11 protein-coding genes are annotated in these 12,379 nt (G+C 38.9%); 2 read left to right on the top strand and 9 right to left on the bottom strand.

The features are described from left to right. Positions 1-100: 100 nt before the first annotated feature. Complete coding sequence (gene trpS, locus AMET_RS05920) at positions 101-1,102, bottom strand: tryptophan--tRNA ligase (RefSeq protein ID WP_012062449.1); 1,002 nt, start codon at positions 1,100-1,102, stop codon at positions 101-103. 370 nt (positions 1,103-1,472) lie between these two features. Here trpS and AMET_RS05915 point away from each other — a divergent pair, with 370 nt between their 5' ends. Both AMET_RS05915 and AMET_RS05910 read left to right on the top strand, forming a co-directional pair. After that, positions 1,473-3,194, top strand: a complete 1,722-nt coding sequence (locus tag AMET_RS05915; RefSeq protein WP_012062448.1) for a 2-oxoacid:acceptor oxidoreductase subunit alpha — start codon at positions 1,473-1,475, stop codon at positions 3,192-3,194. Next, the gene (locus AMET_RS05910; protein ID WP_012062447.1) at positions 3,194-4,060 is read left to right on the top strand and encodes a 2-oxoacid:ferredoxin oxidoreductase subunit beta; all 867 of its coding nucleotides are present in this window, start codon (positions 3,194-3,196) and stop codon (positions 4,058-4,060) included. Before AMET_RS05915 ends, AMET_RS05910 begins: the two co-directional genes overlap by 1 nt. Before the next feature lie 86 nt (positions 4,061-4,146). Here the strand turns inward: AMET_RS05910 and AMET_RS05905 are convergent, their stop codons facing one another. From AMET_RS05905 to AMET_RS05870, 8 genes are all read right to left on the bottom strand, one after another. Continuing rightward, positions 4,147-4,665: a GNAT family N-acetyltransferase gene (locus AMET_RS05905; protein WP_049765205.1), complete on the bottom strand. Its 519-nt coding sequence runs from the start codon at positions 4,663-4,665 to the stop codon at positions 4,147-4,149. Positions 4,666-4,715: 50 nt separating this feature from the next. Beyond that, the gene (locus AMET_RS05900) at positions 4,716-5,660 is read right to left on the bottom strand and encodes a DMT family transporter (RefSeq protein WP_012062445.1); all 945 of its coding nucleotides are present in this window, start codon (positions 5,658-5,660) and stop codon (positions 4,716-4,718) included. A gap of 1 nt (position 5,661) precedes the next feature. After that, positions 5,662-6,396: a maleate cis-trans isomerase family protein gene (locus AMET_RS05895; protein WP_012062444.1), complete on the bottom strand. Its 735-nt coding sequence runs from the start codon at positions 6,394-6,396 to the stop codon at positions 5,662-5,664. A 165-nt stretch (positions 6,397-6,561) separates the two neighbouring features. Continuing rightward, positions 6,562-7,734: a M24 family metallopeptidase gene (locus AMET_RS05890; RefSeq protein WP_012062443.1), complete on the bottom strand. Its 1,173-nt coding sequence runs from the start codon at positions 7,732-7,734 to the stop codon at positions 6,562-6,564. Between the two features lie 144 nt (positions 7,735-7,878). After that, complete coding sequence (locus AMET_RS05885; protein WP_041720416.1) at positions 7,879-8,730, bottom strand: IclR family transcriptional regulator; 852 nt, start codon at positions 8,728-8,730, stop codon at positions 7,879-7,881. Positions 8,731-8,848: 118 nt separating this feature from the next. Beyond that, a complete protein-coding gene (locus tag AMET_RS05880) occupies positions 8,849-10,036 on the bottom strand; it encodes an amidohydrolase (protein WP_012062441.1) in 1,188 nt (395 codons plus the stop codon). A 43-nt stretch (positions 10,037-10,079) separates the two neighbouring features. After that, on the bottom strand, positions 10,080-11,312 hold the full coding sequence (locus tag AMET_RS05875; protein WP_012062440.1) for a Glu/Leu/Phe/Val family dehydrogenase: 1,233 nt from the start codon (positions 11,310-11,312) through the stop codon (positions 10,080-10,082). A gap of 110 nt (positions 11,313-11,422) precedes the next feature. Beyond that, the gene (locus AMET_RS05870; protein WP_012062439.1) at positions 11,423-12,361 is read right to left on the bottom strand and encodes a hypothetical protein; all 939 of its coding nucleotides are present in this window, start codon (positions 12,359-12,361) and stop codon (positions 11,423-11,425) included. Positions 12,362-12,379 lie beyond the last annotated feature (18 nt).

Raw genomic sequence — 12,379 nt, 5'->3', positions numbered from 1 at the left:
TCATCAAATCCAGCTACATTTCAGTGAGAATAAACATCCTTATGAAATAAGCCTCGCTTTAGTTTGATGATATTAAGAGATTTTAATAAGTGGCATTTTTTTACTTTGGCATTAATCCTATTTTGTTTCGTACCTCTTTCATTGTTATCTCTGCAATTTCTGTGGCTCTTTCTGCTCCACTCTGATAGATTTTCTCTACATAGTCTAAATTATTCATATATGCTTCATACTTTTCTTTAAATGGTCGAATACTTTCCACAACCACTTCAGCAACTTCCTTTTTAAAGATTCCATATCCTTTTCCTTCATATTTTGCTTGGATTTCCTCAATTGACTCTCCAGTTAATTTTGAATAAATGGTCATTAAATTCTTTATACCTGGTTGTTCATCATTGTAGCTCACTCGATTTTCACTGTCTGTTACGGACCGTTTCAGCTTCTTAAGTAGCACATCCTCTGAATCCATTAGGAAAATAGTTGAATTCAGGTTTTCATCGGACTTGGACATTTTTTTATCCGGTTCTTGAAGACTCATGATTTTAGCACCCACTTTAGGGATATGTCCCTCTGGTACGATAAATGTCTCTCCATGGGCATTATTGAAACGAATGGCAATATCTCTAGCCAGCTCTAAATGCTGTTTTTGATCCTCTCCCACAGGAACAACGTCTGTTTGATATATCAGGATGTCCGCCGCCATTAATACTGGATAAGTATATAATCCAGCGTTAATATTATTTTGATGCTTCTGGGATTTTTCTTTAAATTGTGTCATTCGGTTTAATTCACCCATGTATGTGTTACAGCCTAGTACCCATGCTAATTCTGAATGCTGTGGCACATGGGATTGAAAGAATATAATATTTTTTTCAGGATCCAATCCGCAAGCTAAATACTGCACTAAGAAGGATAGGTTCTGCTTTCGAAAAGCTTCTGCATCATGTTTAACTGTTAATGAGTGTAAATCTACGATAGAATATAAACATTGATAGTCTTGCTCTAAGGCCTTCCAGTTTTGAATCGCTCCAATATAATTTCCTAAAGTTAAACTTCCTGTTGGCTGTGCTCCGCTGAAAATAATTTTTTCGCCATTTATAGCCATTATAATACACCATCCTTTATCAAGATAAAATTCTTATTACCTTATTATAATCAATTTTAACAAAAATACTAGATTTTGCAAATAAGAAACCGCTCCTGCAGATTACCACCCTTTAATTTTTCCCATTGTAATCTAACTTCATTATATTGTCAATGCTTATTATTAAAATGAAACTTAATTTCCAATAAGGTAATTAAAGTTTTACCCATTAAGGTAGAAGTGAAATGAGACTTAATTCCCAGGGATATTTTTTCCCGCTGAATTGCAATGGAATTTATTTAAAGATACAGTGTCTGTTCTCTTTATAATAAGAGGAGAGTAGTAGCAATATATCGAATATAGTATGTTATACAGAATAGGAGTGAATACGATGCCAGAGAGTTATACTCTTTTAATAGGTGGAATTCAAGGAGAGGGCGTTGTGAGTACTGGGTTAAATCTCATGAGAAGCCTCTCCTCTTTGGGGTTTTACACCTATGGTTCAAGAAGGTTTTCTTCTAGAATTAAAGGTGGTAATACAAGCTTTAAAATCAGTATCAGTACAAAAAAACAGCTCTGTACTCAAGATAGCGTTGATAGTCTATTCGCCTTAGATCTAGAGACCATCAGTCTCTATGAGAATCAATTAAAAGAAGGTGGTATTTTGTTGTATGATGCAGACCTCGCCCCTTCCTTTTCTAAAAATTCTTCCCTCACCTATGTTCCTGTTCCCATTACCCAGATCGCCAAGGAGTCAGGGGCTTTATTAATGAAAAACACCTGTACCATTGGTTTTATTGGCCAATTACTCGGGATTTCAGAGGATGATTTAATTCCTTCAATCAAAGAGCGTTATGATAAAAAAGGAAAACAAGTTGTAGAAAAAAATCTTAAGGTATTATCAAATTCCTTTGGATATAAGAGTGATGTCATCGATCAGCATAAACACTCCCTAGGGTCCAAACCAGTTCCGACTTCCCGACCTCTTATGATTGGAAATGAGGCAATTGCCCTGGGTGCACTCATGGCAGGATGTCGATTTATCCCTGCTTACCCAATCACTCCAGCATCTGAAATTATGGAGTATCTCGGCAGTGTGCTACCTCAGTATGGTGGCGTCATGATTCAGGTAGAGGATGAAATTTCTGCTGTGACAATGGCCATCGGTGCCTCCTATGCCGGTGTTCGTAGTATGACTGCCTCTTCCGGTCCTGGTCTATCCCTCATGCTGGAAGGCATTAGTTTAGCTGGAATGACAGAGGTGCCTATCGTTGTTGTAGCTTGTCAGCGTGTTGGCCCTAGCACAGGATTACCCACTAAACATGAACAAAGTGATCTGTTTACATTATATTATGGTGGTCACGGTGAATATCCTAGTATTATCCTGGCACCTTCCACTGTAGAGGAATGCTTTTATGATACCATCCGTGCCTTTAACTTAGCAGAAGAGTATCAATGTCCAGTGATTGTTCTCTCTGATTTATCCTTAAGTCTCTCTCCACAAACGGTAGACCCCTTAGATTATGATCAAGTTGTCATCCAACGGGGAGCCATGGTCACCATGGATACATTAAATCACACAGAAACAAATGATTTCAAACGTTTTGCCTTTACTGAGAACGGCATATCTCCCCGTAGTATTCCAGGCATGAAAAATGGTTCACATCATGTGACAGGTGTAGAACATAGTGAAAATGGTATACCCAATGACAATGAAAAAAACCGAAAAAAAATGATGGAAAAACGTATGGGAAAAACAGCACCCCTCTCATTGGGATCAGAGATTAAAATAATACATAACAACAGAAGAAGCACATTATTTCTCACCATGGGCTCTAACTTTGGCATTGTCAAGGAAGCAGTTGAATCCTGTGGTAATCAAGTAGATTATGGCGCCATTACAATGATTCGTCCACTTCCTCGCAAACAATTACTCGAAGTCTTTGAAAAATATGATCGTGTCGTCATCGTAGAAAATAATTATGAAGGCCAACTGGCAGCTATCATCAAACAAGAGATTGGCTATCATCATAAGATTGATCAGTTTCTTAAATACGATGGCAGTCCTTTTACCCTAGAAAGCTTGCGTGATAAAATAGGAGGTGAAGCATAATGACATCCTCAATGAAGGAATATAGCAATCAAGTATCTCCCACATGGTGCCCTGGCTGTGGTCACTTTTCAATTTTGCGTGCTCTACAGGTTACGGCTTCCAATCTTAGCATTCCCTTTGAGAATTTTGCTGTTATCACAGGAATTGGTTGTTCTGGTCGATTGAGTGGTTATTTAAACTGTTACGGCTTTCACGGCATACACGGAAGATCCCTTCCAATTGCCCAAGGGATCAAAATGGCTAATAAAAATTTAGTTGTCATTGCAGCTGGTGGTGATGGCGACGGGTTTGCAATAGGTGCTAATCATACACTCCATGCCATCCGACGAAACATTAATATGACCTATATTGTACTGAATAATCAAGTATATGGTTTAACAAAGGGCCATACATCTCCCCTAAGTGACGAGGGATTCCAGACTAAAAGTACGCCTCGAGGTTCCATACATGCCCCACTAAAACCTGGCATTACAGCCATGTCTGCAGGCGCTTCTTTCTTAGCACAAGGTTTTTCTGCATTTCCAGATCAGTTAGTTGAACTGATTACTAAAGCAATCGCCCATGATGGTTTTTCATTGGTTAATGTCTTTAGCCCTTGTGTCACCTTTAACAAAAACAATACCTATCAATGGTATCGTGAAAACCTAGTTAATTTGGATGATCATGATCACTATGACCCTAGTCAATATCAAGGTGCAATGGACCAACTGATTGAAACAGATGGTCTCTGTACAGGAATTATCTATCAGCAAAACCGACCTTCCTATCAGGAACGATTACAAAGTGAAGATGCCCTTCCCCTAGTAGACTTGGATCTTACGATTTCCAAGGATGAGTTCGAGAAATTAATGGAAGGCTTTAAGTAAAATTGGCTCATGGTGACTACGCTCACAGCAAGAAAAGGATATGTGTTTTCCAAAAGAAAAACACATATCCTTTTTTATTTATGATTTTAAGCGAAGTATTCTTCTCGCAGCATGGACATCAAATGCATGGCATGATACTTTCCATTGTACTTCTTACATTGTCGCAATGTTCCCTCGTGAATAAAATCTTCGGATTTATATAATTCAAATGCCTTTGTATTATAATCAAAAACGTCTAACCATAGTCGGTTACAACCAAGCTTTTCAAAACAGAGACTTTTTATTAGTTGAACACTTTTTCTGCCATATCCTTTACCTTGTATCTTTAAGGCAATTCGATCAAATTCAATGACATCATGTTCCTCAGTTAAACCTGATAAAATAACATATCCTATAACTTCTTGGGTTTCTTTGTGTTTAATTGTCATATGTAACTCATCTTTACAATCAATTGACTCTAAGTGTCTCTCCATTGGCCATAAATAAACAAATCTCCTATTTTCCGAATCGTATTGAACCTTTTCAATCTCAATAATTTCCTCAAGATCCTTAGGCTCTGTCACATAAAACACCGTATCATCTTTTTCAATAATCATTTCTGCCATATTTTCTCCTCCCTCTTTCTTGAGCTTCACTGAAATACACTTGATTGCAATTACATCGATGTTTTTGACGCTATTGATTTTGCTTTTATTGCTTCTATTTTTCCAGTCAAATACTGATCTGACTGAACAATAATCACCGAACATAGCACCATGATGACGCCAATTAACTTCCATCCTAAAATAACCTCACCCAAAAAAACATAGGAGGCGAGGACCGCTACCACCACTTCCAATGTCGTAATAATTCCTGCCTTTGAGGATTCCACCTCATAGGATAATCCCGTTATATATAATCCATAGGCCAATGTAGTAGGAACCAGACCAAGTATAAATAGCCCCAACCATATGTTAAGATTGAAACCAAACTGAAATACCGTAGTTGGATTGGCAAATAAAAGTGAAAATAGTGCTCCAAATCCAAAAATATATAACAGAATCGTCCATTGACTATAACGCTTCAATAGCGCTCTTGAGGTGATGGTCGTCAATGCATAAGTGAATCCTGCTCCTAATCCCAGCATCATTCCTTCAGTATCTAATTTGATTGCCCCTAGGCTTCCACCGGTTATGGTTAAATAACATCCTAGTATGCAAAATAAAAGTGCCACGACCTTATATGAGGTCAGTCGTTCCTTATAAAAAATTCTAGCCATAATTGTGACAAAAATGGGAGCCGTATAGAGTAAAATAGTTGCTGTGGCAATGGTTGTTTTTTCAATAGCACTAAAGATAAATAAGTTATATAAAGCTTGGCAAAATAAACCCACTAGGGCAAGTTGCCACATTCCACATCTGTCAATCTTAATTGAATCTATCTTTTTGATATAGAGATAGACAAACATCATGATAAAACCAATCAGTAATTTCCAAAAGGTAATGTCTTGGGGTCTTAATTCATAGCTGAACAATAACTTACCTACCAATCCCATTGTTCCCCACAATATACTGGCCAGTGCAATTAATAAATACCCCTTAGTACGGTCATTTATTTGCATCTTACAACCCCTCTATTCGCAATAGACTTCCATATCCTTCAACATTTTCCCTCACCCCTGACAACCTCAAGCAATGCCAGAATGTCGCCTGAATAGCTGATATAACAGGCTTTCCCAAATCATTTTCTAAGGCTTCAATAATGGGTACACTTCGCAGCCCTGTACACAAAATCACAATCGCCTGGGCCTCCACATGGTCTACTTCTTTAGCTAATCGGTAGACAGTCTCCATGTCTTGTCTGTCAATTTCTATGTCTTGCAACAAGCCTAACCCCTTTATATTGACAACATCAAGCCCCTCAGCTTCAAGGAAATTTTTGGCTTTCAGGTTGACTTCATCAATATAAGGTGTTGCCACAGCAATTTTCGTTACATGTAAAGCCTTTAAGGCAGCAACCACAGCAGTAGAAGTGGTTGTACAAGGGATTCCCCCAGAGACGCCTTCCATTTTTTCGATTAATTCTTGATCATATCTTGATCCATTAACAAAGCTACCACTGGTGCATCCAAGTGCAATCACATCCAAAGGAGCCTGTGCCAATAGCTCGGCTGCTTCTACTGACTGGTCACCTAATTTCCTAAGCTCAGCTACATTCACATGCTTTAGAGAAATCCTAGTTGTGTATGTAGATACACCCCAGGGGGCCATCAAGTAAAACTCTGGCTCCATCACCCATCCCGGTGCCGGATAAATCAATCCTATTTTAGCCCTTCCTCCATATGAGAAATCGCTCATAAAGCATCCATCCTCCCTTAATTTAACATAACTAAAACAGCCTAAAAGAGGCAGATTGTTTACCTCTTTTAGACATCATATTTCCCTTTGTGAGAGTGTTTAACTTTCATTTATATTTTAAACCCACTATTTGTGCTGTTATCGTCTTTAGCTGTCTTAACAGAACTACTTAATAAAGAGTTTCCGTGGAAAATTAGCAAAGGTTTCATAGCCATTTTCAGTGATTCTGAATGATTCACTAATTGAAACACCAAAGTCATCGAAATACATTCCAGGGATACAGTGAAAAGTCATATTTGGCTTTAATATGGTTTTATCACCTGGTCTAAGGCTTGCTGTATGCTCACCCCAATCTGGTGGATAGTTTAATCCCATTGAATATCCAATTCGAGATTCTTTCTCGATTCCATACTTGGCAATCACATTTCTCCATGCTCCCTCAATATCCTCACAGGTGTTGCCTGGTTTTGCTGCTTCAAGGGCAGCATTAAGGCCTTCCACGGTGATCTCAGCTACCCTATGGGCTTCTTCACTGGGTTTTCCAATGGAAACCGTTCTAGCCATCGGTGAATGATATCTCTGGTGACATCCAGCTAATTCTACAGCCACAATAATATTCTCTGGATACCGTTCATCTGTCCAGGTTAAGTGTGGTGCACCTGCTGCTTTACCAGCAGGAAGCAAGGGTACAATACTTGGATAATCTCCTCCAAATTCCGCCGTTCCCCTGATCTGGGCTCCAAAAATACTTGCAGCCACATCACATTGCCTTGCCCCCGCTTCTAGTGTATCTACTGCAGCCTGCATTGCCTTTTCAGCAATTTTTCCTGCCCTTTTCATCAATTCTATTTCCCCATGGGATTTAATAATCCGGACCCAATTTACCAATACATTTCCATTAACAAGCTGGGCGTTTGGTAATCCTTCCTTTAGACTTAAATAAGCCGCTGCTGTGAAATAATAGTTATCCATTTCAACTGCAATTCGCTTATTATCCAGCTTTAATTCTTTCATCACATCACTAACATAATCCATTGGATGCTTTATTGTGCTTTGTACATAATCATCACTATAGGCCCTCACATGATTTTCATCAAGCCAGGTTGTTTTCACGACGCCACTAAAGGCGTCCATATATCGACCAATAAAAATAGGCATTTCATCATCTAAGGTAATCAATAGCATTTGATGAACGTAAAAAGACCATGCATCATGACCGGCCAAATAACACATATTCGCTGGGTCTGTGATCAATAGGGCATCAATATCCTTTGCAATCATTTGAGCTTGAACCTTTTTCATTCTTCCTACATATTCCGAACGATCGAATGGCAACATAACTTTATCATCCCCCTCGCATTAAATTAGTATCAGTTTAATTGTTTAAATCAACTTACGACTATGCAAATTGATATTGAATGTTTTTTATATTCTGATAATAACCCCTAAAGAAAAGTACTTTTAGATCATATTATAGAAGGCTTATTGGCCTTCTATAATCGTCTCATCTTCAAATACCAGATTCACTTCTTCTTTTTGATCCAACCCTAGATAAGTAGACAATTTCGTACTGGCCTTTTCTAAGCCTATTTTAATATCCATGATTTTATTGAAGTTCAGACGCATACTGGGACCACTTACACTAATCCCTGCAACAATTTCATTATTGAAGTCCCGAACAGGCATTGAAATACACGAAAGCCCTGCTACAAATTCTTCATCGTCTATACTGTATCCTTGCATTCTAATCCTGGCTAACTCTACGATTAGGTCATCTATGTTCGCAATGGTATTAGGTGTGAACTTTTGAAACACCCGATCTCCTAATATTTCCATGACTTCTGTTTTACTCATCTCGCTCATTAAAACCTTGCCCATGGCAGTTGCATAGATCGGTTCTTGGGCTCCTACCTGAAGATTTGCTATCAATGATGTTTTAGGACTCATTTTAGAAATGGTTACCACACTATGGTCAACCCGAACACCGAGGTTAACTGTTTCACCATATTGGGTACATAACTCTTGTAACACCCTGGTATCAATATTATATAAATTACGCTGTTGTGGAATCAAATTTCCGATTTCAAACATCTTCCACCCCAGTCGATATTTTGTGGTATCTGGGCATCTTTCAACATATCGATAGGCTGATAATGTGTCTAGTAGACGGTGAACAGTACTTTTTCCCATTTCTAATTTGGCACTTAATTCGCTAATGCCCAGGCCTTCTTTAGAGACTTCTTTAGATAGTAATTCGATAATCTCCAATGCTTTCCCAACGGTTTGTACTGGGTACTTTGGATTGTGATCACTTGGTGACTTTTTCAACTTCATCGCCCTTTCCAATTCAGTTTCTGTATTTTAGAATAGATTTCTTGATATCTATTATACTACATCTAACCTTGTTTCCCAGCACAAGATTGATCAAACTGTATGGTTTTTTAGAGAAGTATCAAAATTTACTACTAGATAAATAAGCTAGAGCACCTCTAATATGCATCTGAACTCCCATAAGCAATGTGTTTTCATCAATGTTAAAACGAGGATGATGATGTGGATAATGGGATTTCTCATTTTTATTGCCTGTTCCTATGAAAATGAATGTACTAGGTACCTCCATTGAAAATTCTGAAAAATCTTCCCCTGCCATGCAAATATAGGGTATCACATCTCTTTGTCTCTCCTTAACAATTTTGCCTGCTTCTATCTCTACTAAGGCAGTTAATTGAGGATCATTCATTAATGTGGTGTTACTTGGTCTAACTTCCAGTTCATATTCCGCCCTATGCCCTTCACACACACTTTTGACGATTCGCTCTAGTCGCTTTCTTGGCTGCTCTTCCCCATCATCGTTCCCTTCATATAAATACCTAATGGTCCCTTCTAATGTGACACTCTCTGGGATTACATTTGGCGTGGTCCCTCCGTTTATTTTCCCGAACATCAAAACAGTAGGGGTTAGGGCATTGATTTCCCTTGTTTGAATAATTTGGACAGTTTGAATGATGTTAGCTGCAGTAATAATTGGATCAACCGAGGTATGTGGCGCCGATGTATGCCCGCCTTTTCCTTTTATGACAATTTTGAAGTTGTCGTGGGCACCCATAACAGGTCCTGGTGCAATCCCCATCTTCCCACTTTCTAGAGGGGTCCACAGATGAATCCCTAAGGCTGCATCCACCTGTGGATTTTCTAACACACCCTCTTCAATCATGATTCTTGCTCCTGCCTCTTCTTCATTAGGCTGAAATACAAATTTAATGTTACCTCTGATTTCTTCTTTTCCTTGGGCTAAGATCTTCGCCGCCACCAATAGCATAGCCATATGTCCATCATGGGCACAGGCATGCATTTTTCCTTTATTAATAGACTTATAGGGTACATCATTTTCCTCTTCAATTGGTAGCGCATCCATGTCCGCTCTTAGCATAACAGTGGAACCTGGGTGCTTTCCCTTTAGCAAGCCTACGACACCCGTTTTCGCAACTGTTTTGACTTCTATCCCACAGCTATTTAAGTATTCTCTAATCACCTCTGCGCTTCTATGCTCTTGAAATCCTAGCTCAGGATGCTGATGGAAATCCCTTCTTAAGGCAATGAGTTCGTCCTTAAGAAGCATCACCTCTTTGTCAATATTCATCCATTTGACCTCCCTGTAGCTCTTTTCGTATTGATTTTTCCTTCTACACCCAACCTCTTGCCTTCATTGCTTTAGCAACCTTTGTCAAACCATTTACCCATGCAGCATTTCTCAATGATGTATTTTTATCCTTTGCCGTTGTTGTTGTTTCTTTATAGGCCTTAACAATGCGTTCCTTTAGCTTTGAATTAACTGTTTCTATATCCCAGTATGTATCAGTTAAACCCTGGGTCCGTTCAAAGGAACAAACGATGGCACTACCACTGTTGGTCAGCACATCAGGAACAATAATGATTCCTCTTTTTTCAAGAATCGCCTCACCGGCTGGAGTCGTAGGTCCATTTGCACATTCCATGATCAGTTTTGTCTTGATATTGTGGGCATTTTGCTCTGTTATGACACTTTGAACAGCTGAAGGCATCAATATATCACACTCTAATTGTAATAATGCTTCATTGGAAACCACAGTTGTACCTGGAAAATCCTTAATTGATCCAGTTTCATCTACGTATGCCTCTAATTTTTCAACATCTAAGCCTTGGGGATTATAAATACCACCACTAATATCACTCACTGCGATGACTACATATCCCTCTTGGTGAAGAAGTCTTCCTGCAATTCGACCTACATTACCAAAGCCTTGGATGACAACAGTAGAGCCCTTAGGAATGGATAAATCTTTAACGGCCTCCATTGTAACAAAGAATGCCCCTGTTCCTGTGGCTTCCATACTGCCAACTGTACCATTCAACTCAGCAGGCTTATCGTTAATAGCTGCTGGACTGTGGAATCCCATGATTTCTTCATACTCGTCTAGCATCCATCCTTGGGTTTTAGCACTTGTTCCGATATCTGCACCTGGAATGTCTACCCATGCGCCTTTCATAGGCAACTTCCGGATATATGATCTTGTCAATCTTTCTAATTCGCCTTCACTCAATTTTTTAGGATCAACTCTAATACCACCCTTACCGCCGCCAGCTGGTATCCCTGAAACTGCATGCTTTACTGTCATCCAAAATCCCAATGCCTTTACTGTATCTAAATCTAGATTGGGCACAAATCTAATTCCATTTTTCGTTTGACCTAATGCATCATTGTAATGAACACGATATGCTGTAAATATTTCTAAGTCTCCATTATCCATTTTCATTGGAATTGTGAACTCAAAAATTCGTTTAGGTTGGCTAAGCATTTTTACTACGTTAGGCTCAAGACCTGCAACTTCACTGGCTGCCTTCAATGTACTTAATGCTGTTTGAAATGGATTACTCATATTTATCCCTCCAGTTTTTTTATCAATAACAAAACCCTTATACTTAAATAGCCCCACTCCCACTGATTATTCAATAAGAGTGGGGCTATGAATTCTTTACAAACTAATTATTATGGCTTTGGAATGGCTAAATCATCTTTATAGTCGTTGAATATCAATCCTGTGTCACTGTCATCGCACCAATCTTTACAGATTTGAGCCATTTTTACTTTTACTTTTACTAAGTGATTTAAGTGGGCTGACTCATGCCAAGAGTTATATAGATCACACTCGTTTTTACCTGGCTCAAACTTAAAGTAAACGGGTCCACATATTCTTGCTATTTCTGCTGCCTCAACATGTCTTTGGTGTCCTCCCATGGAGTCTACAATACTCATATACACATCTAGTGGCATATTCGTTACACTTCTGATAGATGCAAGCATATCTAATGACAAATCCGCTAGAGGGTTGAAGCTATCTGCGCCTAATTCCTCCAATAAACTTGCTCCTAATGCGTTACCATGTCCTGCGAAAACTGAAACCTTAAATTTCACGTCTGCTGGGATTACTCCGTCTGCTCTCATTTTACTAACGAGTTGCAATAAACCTTCATCAGTAATCAAGAAACCTCTAATCCCCGCTTCAATGCATCTATCAAATTCTTTTAACCATAAATACAGGTTATCTTGCCCTCTAATTCTCATACCAGATACATATCCCTCTGGTGTTGTATACTGTCTTCCATTATCCCATGCTCTTGTAGCCATTGGATTCACCAATGCCTCTATTTTAGCATCTGCACCAATTTCAGCGTAGTATTTTAATTCTTTTTTATCAAGTAAAGCAGATCCACCTACAGTACCGATAGCTCTGTGAATTGGCATATTTTGTTTTTCAGATTCCTTTACTAGCACCTCAAAGTTCTCAGCATTTTCGATACCCGGCACTTCCATTCTGTAGTGCGCTCCGCCCTCAAATCTCGCTTCTGATGTTGGTAAATCACGTCTGTCCTTCAGTGGAAAAGGTGTCTTCTCCACAATATACTTTTCAATATCCTTCATTGCCATTTTAAAATCCCCCTTAAA

The sequence above is a fragment of the Alkaliphilus metalliredigens QYMF genome (assembly GCF_000016985.1).
Taxonomy (GTDB): Bacteria; Bacillota; Clostridia; order Peptostreptococcales; family Natronincolaceae; genus Alkaliphilus_A; species Alkaliphilus_A metalliredigens.
Note: the sequence above shows the minus strand (reverse complement) of the source record. Positions and strands in the feature narration are given on the sequence as shown.